At 70.7% G+C, this 16,918-nt stretch carries 12 protein-coding genes; 6 read left to right on the top strand and 6 right to left on the bottom strand.

Going from position 1 to position 16,918, the window contains the following annotated elements:
• Window positions 1-56: 56 nt before the first annotated feature.
• From ACWD3O_RS04110 to ACWD3O_RS04085, 6 genes are all read right to left on the bottom strand, one after another.
• A complete protein-coding gene (locus ACWD3O_RS04110; protein WP_451414770.1) occupies window positions 57-1,553 on the bottom strand; it encodes a M48 family metalloprotease in 1,497 nt (498 codons plus the stop codon).
• A 38-nt stretch (window positions 1,554-1,591) separates the two neighbouring features.
• On the bottom strand, window positions 1,592-2,185 hold the full coding sequence (locus ACWD3O_RS04105) for a Pycsar system effector family protein (protein WP_451414769.1): 594 nt from the start codon (window positions 2,183-2,185) through the stop codon (window positions 1,592-1,594).
• Window positions 2,182-3,375 (bottom strand): hypothetical protein, encoded by a 1,194-nt coding sequence (locus ACWD3O_RS04100; protein WP_451414768.1) that lies wholly within the window; start codon window positions 3,373-3,375, stop codon window positions 2,182-2,184. The genes ACWD3O_RS04105 and ACWD3O_RS04100 overlap by 4 nt, the downstream gene beginning before the upstream one ends.
• Before the next feature lie 15 nt (window positions 3,376-3,390).
• Window positions 3,391-5,547 carry a hypothetical protein gene (locus ACWD3O_RS04095; RefSeq protein WP_451414837.1) on the bottom strand — a complete coding sequence of 719 codons (2,157 nt, stop codon included), beginning with the start codon at window positions 5,545-5,547 and terminating at the stop codon, window positions 3,391-3,393.
• A 5-nt stretch (window positions 5,548-5,552) separates the two neighbouring features.
• Window positions 5,553-6,443 carry a hypothetical protein gene (locus tag ACWD3O_RS04090; protein ID WP_451414767.1) on the bottom strand — a complete coding sequence of 297 codons (891 nt, stop codon included), beginning with the start codon at window positions 6,441-6,443 and terminating at the stop codon, window positions 5,553-5,555.
• 139 nt (window positions 6,444-6,582) lie between these two features.
• Complete coding sequence (locus ACWD3O_RS04085; RefSeq protein ID WP_451414836.1) at window positions 6,583-7,287, bottom strand: Crp/Fnr family transcriptional regulator; 705 nt, start codon at window positions 7,285-7,287, stop codon at window positions 6,583-6,585.
• A 364-nt stretch (window positions 7,288-7,651) separates the two neighbouring features.
• On the opposite strand from ACWD3O_RS04085, the gene rpsL reads away from it, so the two are divergent.
• The 6 genes from rpsL (at window position 7,652) to ACWD3O_RS04055 (ending at window position 16,706) form a co-directional block, all read left to right on the top strand.
• Window positions 7,652-8,023 carry a 30S ribosomal protein S12 gene (rpsL, locus tag ACWD3O_RS04080; RefSeq protein ID WP_003948652.1) on the top strand — a complete coding sequence of 124 codons (372 nt, stop codon included), beginning with the start codon at window positions 7,652-7,654 and terminating at the stop codon, window positions 8,021-8,023.
• Between the two features lie 2 nt (window positions 8,024-8,025).
• Window positions 8,026-8,496, top strand: a complete 471-nt coding sequence (gene rpsG, locus ACWD3O_RS04075; protein WP_003974303.1) for a 30S ribosomal protein S7 — start codon at window positions 8,026-8,028, stop codon at window positions 8,494-8,496.
• A 39-nt stretch (window positions 8,497-8,535) separates the two neighbouring features.
• Entirely contained in the window at window positions 8,536-10,662 is a 2,127-nt protein-coding gene (gene fusA, locus ACWD3O_RS04070; protein WP_108954827.1) for an elongation factor G, read from the top strand.
• Between the two features lie 164 nt (window positions 10,663-10,826).
• Window positions 10,827-12,020 carry an elongation factor Tu gene (gene tuf, locus ACWD3O_RS04065; protein ID WP_166021546.1) on the top strand — a complete coding sequence of 398 codons (1,194 nt, stop codon included), beginning with the start codon at window positions 10,827-10,829 and terminating at the stop codon, window positions 12,018-12,020.
• Window positions 12,021-12,353: 333 nt separating this feature from the next.
• The gene (locus ACWD3O_RS04060; RefSeq protein ID WP_451414766.1) at window positions 12,354-15,503 is read left to right on the top strand and encodes a glycosyl hydrolase 115 family protein; all 3,150 of its coding nucleotides are present in this window, start codon (window positions 12,354-12,356) and stop codon (window positions 15,501-15,503) included.
• A gap of 117 nt (window positions 15,504-15,620) precedes the next feature.
• The gene (locus ACWD3O_RS04055) at window positions 15,621-16,706 is read left to right on the top strand and encodes an endo-1,4-beta-xylanase (RefSeq protein WP_451410573.1); all 1,086 of its coding nucleotides are present in this window, start codon (window positions 15,621-15,623) and stop codon (window positions 16,704-16,706) included.
• The last annotated feature ends 212 nt before the right edge of the window (window positions 16,707-16,918 follow it).

The following is a 16,918-nucleotide window of genomic DNA, read 5'->3' as shown; positions in this document are numbered from 1 at the left end:
ATGGAAGGCGGGTTGTCCGTGTGCGCCGTGGTGCGTGCGCGGGCGCGCGCGGCGGATCACCCACCCACCGCGGGCGGGTCGGTGTCGGGCCCACCGGTCGCGGGGAGCGGCGCGGGCTGCAGGAAGGGCTGCAGGTGCTGGAGGCGGGTGGGGTGGTCGGGGTGGGAGGAGAGGAGCTTGCCCAGCGCGCCGGGCCCGGCGGGCGGCTTCCCGGTCCGCATCAGGACGGCGTGCTTGGCCGCCTCGTCCTGCTGGTGGAGGCGGTGCAGCACGGAGGCCAACATGGGAGCGAAGCCGAGTTCGGCGGCGTGCAGGTCGGCCCGGAGTTCGGCGCGTCGGCCCACCGCGGCCAAGGCGTAGGGCGCGAGCAGGATCAGCAGCGGCAGCCCGTACAGCGTGGCCACGGTAGCCATGGCGACGAGGACGACGGTGAGACCGAGTACCACGACGGCCAAGGCGGAGAAGACGGATGCCACGCGGAAGAGCACGACGGTGAGGAACGTCATCACCCGCCACGCGATCCGCGCGGGCAGGGAGTACCAGTGGCCGAGCAGGGACGACCAGGCATGTCCGCCGACATGGTGCCCCAGCTCGTGGGCGAGCACGGCGGCGAGTTCGCCGTCGGAGAGGTTCCGAAGGGCGAAGCGGGTGACTCCGACGATGTGGCCGGCTGCTGCGACGGCGTTGAGGTCCTCGGACTCCTGGACCCACAGCTGGTAGTTCTCGGTGTCGACCCCGGCCCGGCGTGAGACCTGGTCCCAGATGTGGGCGAGCCGCGACCGCTCCTCAGGCAGAGGTTCGCGCAGTCCGAGTACCTGGCGGGCGAAGATCCGCTCCGAGGGCCGATGGAAGATGAGCAGACCGCTGAGGAGCCAGAGGGCCAGCAGGACGACGCCCAGACCGGTGGCCAGCGACAGGAGGGACATCACGCCGAGGCTGCAGACGAAGTGGGGCAGGTGGATCAGCAGGTTGCCCACGGCGGTGGTGTCCGTGCGGCGCTGATCGGCCCGGATGATCCGGCGGCCGGTGTCCGTCTCGAGCTGATGCCCGGGCAGGGACGGTACTGCCTGCGCCGGGTGCCCGGGGGCGGTGGGTGCGGGGCTCGCCGGCTGCTGGGGGAACGCGGGCGGCCCGGACGGTACCGGAGGCGGGGCGGCGGGGAGCGGGGGCGTCGGATGCACGGGCGCCTGGGAGCGCGGCGTCCGGTGCGCGGGCGCAGGGATGCGAGCCCCTCGGGACCCGTTGCCGACCGGGTACGACGGTGTTGCCTTGGGCGGAGTCCCCGGCGTCATCGGTGACGCCGGAGAGGTGAGCGCCGCGGTTCCGGCGGAGCCGGGGTACGGCGGTGTCGCGGCCCCGGGGTACTGGGGCGCGGCGGGTGTGGCGGTGTCCGGGTACTGCGGGGTGGTGGTCTGCTGCGGGTAGGGCGGCGGTGTCGTGCTCCCGGGGTACTGGGGCGCGGCGGGTGCCTGCGGGTACTGCGGGGCCTCGTCCGGCCCGGGACGCGGCGCGGCTCCGGCCGGCTCGGGGTACTGCGGAGGTTGGGCGGACATGGTTCTCCTTCGTACTGGGCGAAGAGACGACGGGAAGGTCAGCCGACCAGGAGCGAGACGGGCAGGAGGACGACCCCCGCGCAGAAGCCGCACAGGCCCAGCCGGATCCACTGGTGCTTGCGGGCCGCGATGCGGCTGGTTTCGGTGAGGGCGGCGGTCAGCCCGGCCACGGGGCGGCGTTCGGTGTCCTCGAGGGCGTCCGCCAAAAGCCCCAGACGGACGGCCTGCCGGATGTCACCGAAGTAGGACAGCGGGTCCCCCGGTGCCCAGGTGCTGCGGCGGTAGCGGGGCACGACCGCCAGCAGCAGCGAGGCCAGGGAGACGACAAGGGCGGAGCCCCCGGTCCACCACAGGGCCGCTGCCACGTCGGAGAGGTCGGCGGGGCTCCACTTCTCCCCGGCGACGAGACCGCTGAACGCGCCGGCGGTGATGCCGAGGGCGGCGACCAGCACGGACGCCTTCTGGTCGGCGCGGGTGATCTCGGCGCGCAGGTCGGTCAGCAGCCGTTCGCAGATCTCCAGCCGGGCCCGGGCGGGGCCGGCCTCGGTGGCCGGGCCGGCAGCCCCCGGGCCGCTGACGGGCGCTTCCGTGGCGGGCGGCGCCGTCCCGGTGGGAGCCTCCGGGACCGTCATGCCGGGCCACCGTCCTGGGGCGGCCGCTGCCCGGACGGCGCGGTGGGCGTGCTGCCGTAGCCGGGCGGAGGCTGCCACGCCGGAGGCGCCTGAGCGGGCGCGGGCGGCTGGGCGTACGGGCCCGCCGACCGCGCCGTCCCGGCATCGACACCGTTCGTTCCGGAGGCCTGGGGGAGCCGGGGGTCGGCGGCGGTCTCGTGCGGGCCGTCGTCCGCGGGGAGCATGGGCGGAGTGTGGGCAACACCCGGAAGACGCTGGTTGAGGATGTCGGTCATGGTGCGCAGGGCGATCTGCCGTGGGGCGTCCAGTTCGAAGCGTTCTGCCGCGTTGCCACCCAGCAGCGTCTGCACCAGACTCATCTGGTCCTTGATCATGCGGAGCTGGTCCTCGCGCATGCTGTTCATCACCAGGAGGGAGTCCTCCGGGTGCTGGGCGAGGTGCAGCGCCCAGGCGTGCACCCCGCCCTGCTCGAGGTGCCACTGGTAGAACGCGACCTTCTTCTGCTCGAGTTCCATCCGCTCCAGCTCGTACCGCTCCTGCTGCATCCGCAGCTGGTGCTCCCGGTTCAGCTGGGCGGCATCCACCCCGACCCCGAGCTCGGCGACGTGGATCTGCTCGGCCGCGCTGAGGGAGGCGTGGTCCCGCCGGACCTTGACGCTCCAGGTGGCGAGGAGCCCCGCGCCGGTGCCGAGCGGGCCGCGGGCGGTGACCGCGTCGACCAGAGCGGCTTCGACGGCGGCGCTGTCGGAGATGCGGAAACGGCGGGACACCGGGCGGGCGGTCTGCTGGAACTCGGCCAGCAGCAGGGTCGGAACGTTGCGGTGGCCGCTGCGGACGAAGGCGACGGGGTCGGCAACTTGCCAGGAGAAGTCCGTGTCGGCGGTGAACTCCACGGCGTCGTTCTCGCTCGGCAGGGTGAAGGATTCGGTGAAGTGGTGGATGCCCATGTCCACCTCGTAGAGCGCGGTGAACCGACGGGTGGCGATGTCGGAACGGGTGGGCCGCTCCGGCGGCAGGTAGGGCACGTACTCGCCCTGGCCGGTCGAGAACACCAGGGCGTGCTGGATGCGGGCAGTGTGCTTCAGCGAGAACTCGAAGCGGGAAAGCTGGCGTACGGACAGCACCGGGTCGGTGAGCTGGGTGCCGCGGTCCGCCTGCTGGTGCCACTCGGGCTGGTGGAAGCTGGGCATGATGCGTTTCTCCGGTCAGTGGGACGGAAGGGTGGACGAGAGGCGGCCCGCGACGGCCGGGGGCGGTGCGCCGTCCTCGCCCGGCATGGTGCGCAGGAGATGACTCAGCCGCCGGGCGTCCGTCGGGACGGCGACCAGCCGTGGCAGGAGGGCGGCGAGGGCCCATTCGGCGGCGTCGGAGCGGGACGCGGCCAGGACCCATCCCCGCATGGCGTCCAGGGCCTCCTCGGTGGTGCCGGGGTAGGACAGCGCCCGCCGCCACAGGAGGGGGATCAGACGGCCGGCCGGTGCCTCCTCGCCGAGTGCCTGGGCGTACCACGCGAGGAGGAGGGGCTGCCCGTACGGTTCGTCGTCCTCGGTGTGGTGGCAGGCGGCCACGAAGCCGTGCAGCGCAAGGGCCCGGACGGCGGGGCCGTCCTCCAGGTGGGCGGTGAGCTCGTCGAGGACCTCGTCCCCGGCCGGTGAGTGGATCAGCAGCTCGACCGCTTCGACGAGTTCGCGGGCCGATCCCAGGTCGAAGGCGTCCGGCGCGGCCGAGGCGCCGCCCAGGCGGCGTACGGCCTCACGGAGCGATGCCAGTGCCTGCCGGGGCCGCTCCGGGCCGATGAGGGCGTGGCCCCGGACGGCGACCCAGCGGCGGTGACGGTCGGTGTCTCGGGACCACTGGTCGAGGACCCGCGGGATGTTGGGGGTGCCGAGCACGTGGGCGAGGGTCAGGGCGTTGACGGCGGCCTGCCGCCGTCTCGGGGCGCGGGAGGTGGCCCACGGCTTGATCAGCAGGGCCATCGCGGAAGGCAGGTCGGCCCGGGCCAGGACGGCCGCGGTGAAGGCGGCACGGGTGCGGACCAGGGGGCGGCCGTCCTCGGCGAGCCGGCGCAGCCAGTCGATGAGGGCGGGCCTGGCGGAGGGATGGCCGGACCAGAGCTCGCGGAGCAGGACCGGGGCGGTCCTGTCGTCGATGAAGGCGGCCTTCCGCTGGACGACGGGACCCCACTCGGTGCTCTCCTGCTCCTCGTACTGCCGGGCGCGGGCGGGTTGGAGGCGCTTGCTCGCGTGCGTGCCGAAGACGGGGACCTCGGGGACGCACGAGGGGTTCTCCGCCCGCTGCAGCAGGCGGTACAGGCCGTCGCCGAGTTCCGCGGTGAGGGCGTAGGGGCCGCCGTCGAAGGCGGCGAGCGCGATCAGGAAGGCCTTGTCCCGGAGGGTGAGGGCGTTCTCCTCGTCCGAGAACCACTCGGCCACCTGTTTCTCCACCATCGCGAGTGAGAAGTTCTCGACGGCTTCCCGGTCGGCCCGGCCCGACGAGTGGAGGGCGAGCACCGTGGCGAACTCGGTCGTCTCGCGCAGCTGGTGGCCCCGGCCGAGGAAATCCTGGACGGCGGGCAGGGCCATCAAGCGGGCCGTGGCCTCCGGGCCGGCGAGGGTGTCCAGGCGGGAGGAGAGGACCTGGTGGGGCGCCGGGGGTGTCCAGTCCACGTGTGCCGCCTCCTCCAGCACGGCGGTGCGGTCGACGGTGACGACGAGGTAGGAGTCGTGCTCGCGCAGCCGGGCGGCCGCGGCCAGCAGGTGGGACTCGCGCAGCGGGCGGCCGCGACGGGTCGGGAGGTCGCAGAGGACGTGGCCCCGGACCGGGCGGTCTCCGTCGCGGGGGGTGCAGCGCTCGGCGAGGTCACCCGGGTCGGTGTCGCGGTCCAGTAGATGGACCGGGGTGGCGTCCAAGGCGTGCAGCAGCTTCAACGCTGCGGTGCGGCGGCCGGTGAACCGCGGGCCGGAGAGCACCAGGTAGCGGTCGCGGCGCAGCCGGGCGACGAGTTCCCCGAAGCCGTCCGGGGCCACGAAGGAGGCGGCCGTCCGGTCCAGGACGGCCGGCGGGACCTCGCCGGAGGCGCTGCCCGTGGCGGGACGGGCCCAGTGGTGGATCTCGGTTTTGCCGCCCATAATGACGTCGCCGGTGACCTGGCCGCCGCTGACCCCGTGCTGGTCCCGGCCGGACAGGCCGCCGCCGAACCGCGCGGGACCGCCCAGGTGGAGGGAGGGAGGGCTGTGGTCGAACAGATCCTTCCGCGCGGACCAGGCGTTCTGGTCGTCCTCCGACTCCTCCGTCCCGTCCTCCTGGGGGGGCTCCTCCTCCGGGTCGCCCGGTGCTGACCGATCCTGGTCCTCCAGGGACATCGCGCTCACGCCCGGTCACCCCGCAGGACGTCCTTGCCGCCCATGACCACGTCGCCGGTGACCTGGCCGCCGCTGACCCCGTGCTGGTCCCCGCCGGACAGGCCGCCGCCGAAGGAGACCGTCCCGTTGAAGTTGAGGACGGGAGCGGTGGGGGCGGCGACCTCGGGGGCGGGGTGCGCTGCACGAGCCGCCGACGGGGCCGCGGGTTGCCGCCCGGCCGGGGCGTCCGGACCGTGCGGTGAACCGTCCGCCGTGGAGTCCCGTGGGCTCGCGGAGTCAGCCGTCGGAGCTGCCTGCACCGCCGCGGGCGGTGCGGAGACGGCGCCCATGGGCACGGGACCGTGCAGCCATGCCTCCAGGGGCCCGTTCTTGCTGTCCATGGTGATGGCATGGAATTCGTCCGCAGGGATGCCGTGGTGTCCGTGCCGCACCACCCCCGCGTGGACGCTCTGCGAGACGCAGAGGACGTAGTCGCCGGCGCGTTCCCGTAGCGCCGCGCGCAGCACCGAGGCGTCCAGCAGGCGGCAGGCGTGGTTGAGGTCGGAGCCGACCCAGCCCTTCTCGTCGACGGCGACGTACCCTGTGGCGACCACGCAGCGCAGCCGGATCTGCGCGGAACTCGACGCCATCCGGTTGACTGCCCGCAGCCTGGCCGGCACCTCGGTGAGCAGCGCCCGCAGGAGGGCCGTGACCGAGGCGTTGGCGTCGATCAGGTCCATGACCGAATCGCCGGCGTCCTGCCGAAGCCGCTGGTGCTCGTCGATGCCCGCGGCCGCGAGCGCCCGGTCGGTGATGTCGTAGAGCATGCGCCGCAGATAGGCCTGCTCGACGTCGTCCCGGTCGCTGAACCGTTCGATGTCGAGCAGCAGGATGGTGCGGTTGACGGGATCGGTCATGGTCGCCCTTCGGCAGTGCCCGGCTGGCTGGTGGTGCCAGAACAGTGGGGCACGCGGGGGGAGGGCGGTGAGGACTTCTGACCCACTGGAACTGTGACGGGGTGCACACAAGGGGCCGGTGAGATGCCCGGCCGAAGGGTCAGCGGCCCGCGATGCGGCGCAGAACCTCCGGGCGGCGGACGACCAAGGCACGCCGACCGGTCAGGATGGCCTCCCGGTCCCGCAGGTCGCGCAGCAGTCGCTGGACCATCTCCCGCGAGGCGCCCACGGAGCCGGCGAGCTCCTGTTTGCTGAGGGGGACGCCCAGTTCGATGCCCTCGGGGATGCGCCGGCCGTGCGAGCGGGCGAGGTCGAGCAGCAGCGAGGCGAGACGCTCCCGCACCGACAGGGACGCGAACTCCAGCCGCCGCCGGTCCGCTGCCCGGGTCCGGTCCGAGGTGAGGCCGAGCAGGGCGAAGGCGGCCGCGGGGGAGTTGCTCAGGAAGGTCCGAAAGCGTTCCTGCTCCACCACCACGGTGCGCACCTCCTCCAGGGCGGTGACGGTCGCCGACCGGGACCGGCCGGTGAGCACGGCGGCCTCGCCGATGATGTCGCCGGGGCCGCGCAGGGCGAGCAGCGCTTCGTAGCCGTTGGCGGCGGAGGCGGTGACCTTGGTCCAGCCCTGTGTCAGCAGGAGTACGTAGGAGGAGGGCTCCTGCTGGTGGAAGAGGGTCGAGCGGGCCGCGAACTCCAGGGGTCTGCCCAGTCCCAGCAGCGCGGTGCGGTCCTCCGGTTCCAGCCGGGCGAGGAAGGGTACGCGGTCGTCCAAGGCGCCTTCGTCGTGCAGTTCGGGCGGATCGGACATCTCCATCGAGTCCCCCTCGTGTCTACCGCGACCCCGTCGGGCCGACGTGACCTGACGGACCGACATTTTTTCGTATCGGTCAACGTAACCGAACCCGGAGACGTCCGTCCGAGGGCCGCGCACGGCCCCGGGGCATTTGTTTTGACCAGGGAGAGTGCGGTAGGTACGCTCAGACCTTGTGCCTGGGGTGTGCCCTGGCCCCCTTGCGTGCCTTTCCACCGCAGGGGGAGTCCGCATCGGCCACCGTAATCTGCGCAGTTCTCGCCTTCGGGCGCAGGTCCGCGTGATTCGACACACCCGACCGCGTGGGTCGGCGATGTTCCAGGTTAGCTTCACCATTCGGCACACAGAAACCGGAGAAGTAGTGCCTACGATCCAGCAGCTGGTCCGGAAGGGCCGGCAGGACAAGGTCGAGAAGAACAAGACGCCCGCACTCGAGGGTTCCCCTCAGCGCCGTGGCGTCTGCACGCGTGTGTTCACGACCACCCCGAAGAAGCCGAACTCGGCCCTGCGTAAGGTCGCGCGTGTGCGTCTGACCAGCGGTATCGAGGTCACTGCTTACATTCCGGGTGAGGGACACAACCTGCAGGAGCACTCCATCGTGCTCGTGCGCGGCGGCCGTGTGAAGGACCTGCCGGGTGTTCGCTACAAGATCATCCGCGGCTCCCTCGACACCCAGGGTGTCAAGAACCGCAAGCAGGCCCGCAGCCGCTACGGCGCCAAGAAGGAGAAGTAAGAATGCCTCGTAAGGGCCCCGCCCCGAAGCGCCCGGTCATCATCGACCCGGTCTACGGTTCTCCTCTGGTGACCTCCCTGATCAACAAGGTGCTGCTGAACGGCAAGCGCTCCACCGCCGAGCGCATCGTCTACGGCGCCATGGAGGGCCTGCGCGAGAAGACCGGCAACGACCCGGTCATCACGCTGAAGCGCGCTCTCGAGAACATCAAGCCGACCCTCGAGGTCAAGTCCCGCCGCGTCGGTGGCGCCACCTACCAGGTGCCGATCGAGGTCAAGCCCGGTCGCGCCAACACGCTGGCCCTGCGCTGGCTGGTCGGTTACTCCCGCGCCCGTCGCGAGAAGACGATGACCGAGCGTCTGCTCAACGAGCTTCTCGACGCCTCGAACGGCCTCGGTGCGGCCGTCAAGAAGCGCGAGGACACGCACAAGATGGCCGAGTCCAACAAGGCCTTCGCGCACTACCGCTGGTAGTCGCAGACCCCATCGAGACCGAGAGAAGACTGAAGCCTTATGGCTACCACTTCGCTTGACCTGGCCAAGGTCCGCAACATCGGGATCATGGCCCACATCGACGCGGGCAAGACGACCACCACCGAGCGGATCCTGTTCTACACGGGCGTCAGCTACAAGATCGGTGAGGTCCACGACGGCGCCGCGACCATGGACTGGATGGAGCAGGAGCAGGAGCGTGGCATCACGATCACCTCTGCTGCCACCACCTGTCACTGGCCGCTGGAGGACGTCGACCACACGATCAACATCATCGACACCCCGGGCCACGTCGACTTCACCGTCGAGGTGGAGCGCTCCCTGCGCGTGCTCGACGGTGCCGTGACGGTGTTCGACGGCGTCGCCGGCGTGGAGCCCCAGTCCGAGACGGTGTGGCGTCAGGCCGACCGTTACGGCGTTCCGCGTATCTGCTTCGTGAACAAGCTGGACCGTACCGGCGCGGACTTCTTCCGCTGCGTTGACATGATCGTCAACCGCCTGGGCGCCCAGCCGATCGTGATGCAGCTCCCGATCGGTGCCGAGGCCGACTTCGTCGGTGTCGTCGACCTGGTCCGCATGAAGGCCCTGGTCTACTCGCCCGAGGCCACCAAGGGCGAGATGTACGACATCGTCGACATCCCGGCCGACCTGCAGGAGCAGGCCGAGGAGTACCGCGCCAAGCTGGTCGAGGACGTCGCGGAGAACGACGAAGAGCTGATGGAGATGTACCTCGAGGGCAACGAGCCCACCGAGGAGCAGCTCTACGCGGCGATCCGTCGTATCACCATCGCGTCCGGCAAGGGCGGCGGCACCACCGTCACCCCCGTGTTCTGCGGCACCGCGTTCAAGAACAAGGGCGTCCAGCCCCTGCTCGACGCCGTCGTGCGCTACCTGCCGTCGCCGGTCGACATCGAGGCGATCGAGGGCACGGACCCGAAGGACTCCGAGACCGTCGTCAAGCGCAAGCCGTCCGACGACGAGCCGCTCGCGGCCCTCGCGTTCAAGATCATGAGCGACCCGCACCTGGGCAAGCTCACCTTCGTCCGGGTGTACTCGGGCCGCCTGGAGTCCGGCTCTTCGGTGCTGAACTCCGTCAAGGGCAAGAAGGAGCGCATCGGCAAGATCTACCGCATGCACGCGAACAAGCGTGAGGAGATCGAGTCGGTGGGCGCCGGCGACATCATCGCCGTGATGGGTCTCAAGCAGACCACCACCGGTGAGACGCTGTCGGACGACAAGGCCCCGGTCATCCTGGAGTCCATGGACTTCCCGGCGCCGGTCATCCAGGTCGCCATCGAGCCCAAGTCCAAGGGCGACCAGGAGAAGCTGGGTGTCGCCATCCAGCGTCTCGCGGAGGAGGACCCCTCCTTCCAGGTCCACTCGGACGAGGAGACCGGCCAGACCATCATCGGTGGTATGGGCGAGCTGCACCTCGAGGTGCTGGTCGACCGCATGCGCCGTGAGTTCAAGGTCGAGGCCAACGTCGGCAAGCCGCAGGTCGCGTACCGCGAGACGATCCGCAAGGCCGTCGAGCGCGTGGACTACACCCACAAGAAGCAGACCGGTGGTACCGGTCAGTTCGCCAAGGTGCAGATCGCGATCGAGCCCATCGAGGGCGGCGAGGCGTCGTACGAGTTCGTGAACAAGGTCACCGGTGGCCGCATCCCGAAGGAGTACATCCCTTCGGTGGACGCCGGTGCGCAGGAGGCCATGCAGTTCGGCATCCTCGCGGGCTACGAGATGACCGGCGTGCGCGTCACCCTCATCGACGGTGGCTACCACGAGGTCGACTCCTCCGAGCTCGCCTTCAAGATCGCCGGTTCGCAGGCCTTCAAGGAGGCCGCGCGCAAGGCCAGCCCCGTGCTGCTCGAGCCGATGATGGCCGTCGAGGTCACCACGCCCGAGGACTACATGGGTGAGGTCATCGGCGACATCAACTCCCGCCGTGGCCAGATCCAGGCCATGGAGGAGCGTGCCGGCGCCCGCGTCGTCAAGGGCCTGGTTCCGCTTTCGGAGATGTTCGGCTACGTCGGCGACCTCCGCAGCAAGACGTCGGGTCGCGCGAGCTACTCGATGCAGTTCGACTCCTACGCCGAGGTTCCGCGGAACGTCGCCGAGGAGATCATCGCGAAGGCCAAGGGCGAGTAACTCCACCGAGTTCCACGCTTTAGGCTTGACTCCGTGCCTCCAGGGGCATTCCGGCGCGAACCGAGAGGAACGTGCCGGGGTGCCCCGAGGGGCCGGGCATTCCAGCAAAGATCACCTGGCGCCGATGAAGCAAGGCGTTCAGAACCACTCCCAGGAGGACCCCAGTGGCGAAGGCGAAGTTCGAGCGGACTAAGCCGCACGTCAACATCGGCACCATCGGTCACATCGACCACGGTAAGACGACCCTCACGGCCGCCATTACCAAGGTGCTGCACGACGCGTACCCGGACCTGAACGAGGCCACCGCGTTCGACAACATCGACAAGGCTCCTGAGGAGCGCCAGCGCGGTATCACCATCTCCATCGCGCACGTCGAGTACCAGACGGAGGAGCGTCACTACGCCCACGTCGACTGCCCCGGTCACGCGGACTACATCAAGAACATGATCACCGGTGCCGCCCAGATGGACGGCGCGATCCTCGTGGTCGCCGCGACCGACGGTCCGATGCCGCAGACCAAGGAGCACGTGCTCCTGGCCCGCCAGGTCGGCGTTCCGTACATCGTCGTCGCCCTGAACAAGGCCGACATGGTGGACGACGAGGAGATCCTGGAGCTCGTCGAGCTCGAGGTCCGTGAGCTCCTCACCGAGTACGAGTTCCCGGGCGACGACGTCCCGGTCGTCAAGGTCTCCGCGCTGAAGGCGCTCGAGGGCGACGAGAAGTGGGCCCAGTCGGTCCTCGACCTCATGAACGCCGTCGACACCGCCATCCCGCAGCCGGAGCGCGACGTCGACAAGCCGTTCCTCATGCCCATCGAGGACGTCTTCACGATCACCGGTCGCGGTACGGTCGTCACCGGCCGTATCGAGCGTGGTGTCCTGAAGGTCAACGAGACCGTCGACATCATCGGCATCAAGACCGAGAAGACCACCACCACGGTCACCGGTATCGAGATGTTCCGCAAGCTGCTCGACGAGGGCCAGGCCGGTGAGAACGTCGGTCTGCTCCTCCGTGGCATCAAGCGCGAGGACGTCGAGCGCGGCCAGGTCATCATCAAGCCGGGTTCGGTCACCCCGCACACCGAGTTCGAGGCCCAGGCCTACATCCTCGGCAAGGACGAGGGTGGTCGCCACACCCCGTTCTTCAACAACTACCGCCCGCAGTTCTACTTCCGTACGACGGACGTGACCGGCGTCGTGACCCTCCCCGAGGGCACCGAGATGGTCATGCCGGGTGACAACACCGAGATGAAGGTGGAGCTCATCCAGCCCGTCGCCATGGAGGAGGGCCTGAAGTTCGCCATCCGTGAGGGTGGTCGTACCGTGGGCGCCGGCCAGGTCACCAAGATCGTCAAGTAAGTACCCCTTGCTTGAAGGTCATGCCATGACCTGAGCTCTTGTGGCTCAAGGAGGGCCCGCACGACGTCATGTCGTGCGGGCCCTTCGGCGTTCCCGCGGCGCCTCCGGGGCGCCTCCAGGGTTTCTCCGGGGTTGCGGACCACGATCGAAAGTTGCGGTGTCCGGCGCCTCGATCGCCCCTCCCGAGCCCCCTGCCAGGCTTGATTCCGGGACGTTCCCGGCCGGGTCGGGGCATCGAAAGTTTTCGTTGCCGACGACCCGTTGTCGTGCTCCCGTCGCTGCTCCAACATTTGTCAGGCCGGTTACCAAAATCAGCCGAGGAGTGGGTGAGCCATGCGCGGAAACGTCAGCCGCAGAAGCGTCCTGGGGACGGGGGCGGCGGGTCTGGTGGCTCTGCCCCTGGTCAACGGCGGGGCCGGCACCGCGTACGGGGCCCAGGGCGAGGCGGAGCGCGGCGCGGCCGGAGGGGGGCCGCGCCGCACCGACAAGGGCGCCTACGTGGTGTTCCGGGCCGAGCGCGGCGCGTTCCCCCTGGTGCGCAAGGGACAGGCCGCCCCGGTCCTGGTGGACCCGGACGACCACGCCGGCGTCGTCCGGGTCGCCGAGGACCTCCGCGCGGACGTCGAGCGGGTCACCGGCGTGAAGCCGGCGGCGCGGGCCGGGTCGGCCCGCGAGGTCGTCATCGTCGGCACCCTCGGCAACAGCGGGCTGGTCGACCGGCTGGTCGAGTCCGGCAAGCTGGACGTGTCCGGGATCCGCGGCAGGTGGGAGACCTCCCAGCAGACCGTCGTGGAACGCCCGATGCCCGGTGTGGACCGTGCGCTGGTCGTCGTCGGCAGCGACCAGCGGGGCGCCATCTTCGGCGCCTACGACGTCAGTCACGGCATCGGCGTCTCCCCCTGGTACTGGTGGGACGACGTGCGGCCGGTGCGGCGCCAGGAGGTCTACGTCAAGGCCGGCTCCTGGACCCAGGGCACGCCGAAGGTGAAGTACCGCGGCGTCTTCATCAACGACGAGAACCCGAACCTCGGCACCTGGGCCCCGCGGTTCTTCGGACCGGGCAAGGCGCCGGGCTACGAAGGCGGCTTCAACGCGAAGTTCTGGGAGAAGGTCTTCGAGGTCCTGCTCCGCCTGAAGGGCAACTACCTGTGGCCGGCCGTGTGGGGCCGGGCGTTCGCCGAGGACGACCCGGAGAACCACGCCCGCGCCACCGCCTACGGCGTCGTCATGGGCACCTCCCACGAGGCCCCGATGATGCGCGGCATCGAGGAGTGGAACCGGCACGCCAAGGCCGCGGTGCGCGACTCCGCGGGCAACATCACCACTCCCGGCAGCGACCCGTACGGCGGCACCGGCGAGTGGTCCTTCCGCCGCAACCGCGCCGCCGTCGAGGCGTACTGGCGCGAGGGCATCGAGCGGATGCGCCGCGAGGACTTCGAGGGCGTGGTCACCCTCGGCATGCGCGGCAACGGCGACGTCAGCCTGCCCGACGGCGACGGCATCGAGCTGATGGAAGACATCATCGCCACCCAGCGCCGGATCATCGCCGAGGTGTTCGGCTCGGAGACCGCCGTGCCGCAGGTGTGGACCCTCTACAAGGAGGTCCAGCGCTACTGGAGCCGGGGCCTGCGCGCGCCCGAGGACGTCACGGTGGTGCTCTGCGACGACAACTGGGGCAACCTCCGGATGCACCCGGACCCGGACGAGCCGGCGCGCTCGGGCGGTTACGGTATCTACTACCACTTCGACTACGTCGGGGCCGGCCGCAACTACAAGTGGGTCGACACCACCTCGCTGCCGAACATGTGGGACCAGCTCCACCAGGCGATCGCCTACGGCAACCACGGGCTGTGGATGACCAACGTGGGCGACCTGAAGGGCAACGAGGTGCCCACCCAGTTCTTCCTGGACTACGCCTGGGAGCCCTCGCGCTGGGAGCTGGAGAACATCCCCGAGTGGGAACGCCGTTACGCCGCGCTCCACTTCGGCGAGGAGCACGCCGAGGCGATCGCCGAGATCCTCTCCCGCTACGCCCACCTGCAGCAGCTGCGCAAGCCCGAGCTGCTCAACCGCCGGATCACCCTGGACCCGTCCAAGGACATCACCAAGGACGACAGCGCGGTCGTCTACGACGACGAGCAGACCCCCTTCCACCAGGGAGAGCTGGAGCGCGTCACCCGGGCGTGGCGGGAGCTCGACCGGGACGCGGCCCGGGTGGCACGGAAGCTGCCGGCCTCCGCCCGGGAGGCCTGGTTCGAGCTGGTCGGCTACAACGTGGCGGCCACCGCCAACGTGTACCACCTGCGCGAGGCCCAGTTCACCAACATCCTCTACGCCGGCCAGGGCCGCGCCCTCACCAACGAGCTCGCCTCCCGGGCCGAGGCGGCGCTCCAGGAGGACTTCCGTCTCCAGGACGTCTTCAACAAGGAGATCGCCGACGGCAAGTGGAAGGACTTCCAGCTCCAGCCGCACATCGGCTACGGCGACGTCGAGCGGTACGGCCCCAACGCCGGGTGGCAGCAGCCGGAGCTGGACAACGTCGCCATCCCCGACGAGATCTACCCCGCGGTGCGGCGCATCGAGCTGCCGGACACGGCGGAGATGGGCGTGGCGGTCAGCGGCTCCGAGGAGTGGTGGCCGCAGGCCGGGGGAGAGCCGGTGCTCCCGGAGTTCAGCCCGTACCGCACCGGGGACGAGGTGTACGTCGAGATCTTCAACCGGGGGTCGCGCCCGTTCGACTACCGGGTGACCTCCTCGGCGCCCTGGCTGCGGGTGGAGCGCACCCGCGGCACCGTCGGCGAGCAGGTCCGGCTCCCGGTGCGCGTCGACTGGCACCGCGCGCCGTCCGGCCGCGGCGAGGCCGAGCTGACCGTGGAGGGCGCCGGCCGCACGGTGACCGTGAAGGCGGTCGCCGTCCGGGTCTCGCCGCGGGGCGTGAAGGGCTTCGTCGAGGCGGGCGGCTACGTCGCCATCGACGCCCACCACTACTCCCGGGCGGTCGGCGCGAAGGGCGCCGACTGGCTGCGGATCGACCGGATCGGCCGCACTCCGGCGGGCATGTCCCCGTGGCCGGTCACCGCCCCGCCGCAGACCCCCGGCGCCGGCGCCCCGTACCTGGAGTACGAGGTCACCCTGCTCACGCCGGGCGAGGTCACCGTCTGGGCGTACGTGTCGCCGCGCAACCCCGCGCTGGCGCGGCCGGGCCTGCGGTACGCGGTCTCCTTCGACGACCAGGCGCCGACGACCGTCGACTTCATCGCGGCGACCGGGCCGGACGACGGCGGGCTGAACAAGCGGTGGGCCCGCCACACCTCCGACAACGTCAACCGGACCTCGTCGGCGCACACCGTCGCCCGGGCCGGCGTCCACAAGCTGCGCTTCTGGATGGTCGACCCGACCGTCGTGCTGCAGCGGCTGATCGTCGACACCGGCGGGCTCCCGGAGACCTACCTCGGCCCGGTGGAGAGCCACCGGGTCCGCTGAGACCAGGGGCGCCGACCTGGGGAGGTCCGGCGCCCCTTCCCCCACACCCCCCCACGTCCCCACGGCCCACCCCCGCCACCCGCACCACCGACACCGAGCACCATCGAGAGGACCGCAATGAAGCACCTCCGTGCTGCCGCCGCCGTCATGGCGAGCGGGGCCCTGCTGTTGACCGGCGCCGTCGCCTCGGCGCAGGCCGCCCCGGCCGGCGCCCACCACCACCCCAAGGGCGCTCCGCTCAAGGCGCTGGCCGCCCGCGCCGACCTGCGCTTCGGCACGGCCGTCAACATGGACGCGCTCGCCGAGGACACGACCTACCGCAGGATCACGGCCCGTGAGTTCAACTCGGTCACCGCCGAGAACGTGATGAAGTGGGAGACCCTCCAGCCGCAGCGGGGCGTCTACGACTTCAGCCAGGGCGACGCGCTGGTCGCGTTCGCGCGGGCCAACGGCCAGCAGGTCCGCGGGCACACGCTGCTCTGGCACAACCAGCTCCCCGGCTGGCTGACCTCCGGCGTCGCGGACGGCTCGATCACCAAGGACGAGCTGCGCCGGATCCTGCGCGAGCACGTCACCACGGTGGCCAAGCACTACAAGGGCAAGATCTACCAGTGGGACGTCGTCAACGAGGTCTTCGAGGAGGACGGCAGCTACCGGCAGTCCCTCTGGTACCAGCAGCTCGGCCCGTCCTACATCGCCGACACCTTCCGCTGGGCCCGGCAGGCCGACCCGCACGCCAAGCTCTACGTGAACGACTACAACGTCGAGGGCGTCAACGCGAAGTCCACCGCCTACTACAACCTGGCGAAGGAGCTGCGCGCCCAGGGCGTCAAGGTGGACGGCTTCGGCATCCAGGGCCACCTGAGCACCCAGTACGGCTTCCCGGGCGACATCCCGGCCAACCTGGAGCGGTTCGCCGACCTGGGCATGGAGAGCTCGTTCACCGAGGTCGACGTCCGCGGCGTCATGCCGATGGACGAGGCCAAGCTGACCCGCCAGGCCGACTACTTCCGCGGCATGCTGGACGCCTGCCTGGGCCAGGAGCGGTGCACCTCGTTCACCATCTGGGGCTTCGCCGACCAGTACTCGTGGGTGCCCGGGGTCTTCGCCGGGGAGGGCTCGGCCAACATCTACGACGAGTCCTACGCGCCCAAGCCGTCCTACTGGGCGGTGCGTCAGGAGCTGGCCGAGGGCCGCGACTGACTCCTTCCCGCGGGCCGCTGAGGCCCGCAACCGCAGCGCGGGCCGCCGAGGCCCGTGCCCCCGTGCCGCCGACGCGGCACGGGTGACCGGCTCCGGCGGGCACACTTCACCCCGCGCCGCCCGCCGGTGAACGCGCCCCCGCCGGGGCCCTCCAACCCTCCGGCGGGGGCGCCCCGCCGTACCCGGCCGACGCCCGGGACCTCGGCCCTTGC

This window comes from Streptomyces sp. NPDC002640, from assembly GCF_053592575.1.
The sequence above is the reverse complement of the archived record's forward strand: the minus strand, read 5'-3'. Positions and strand labels throughout refer to the sequence as shown.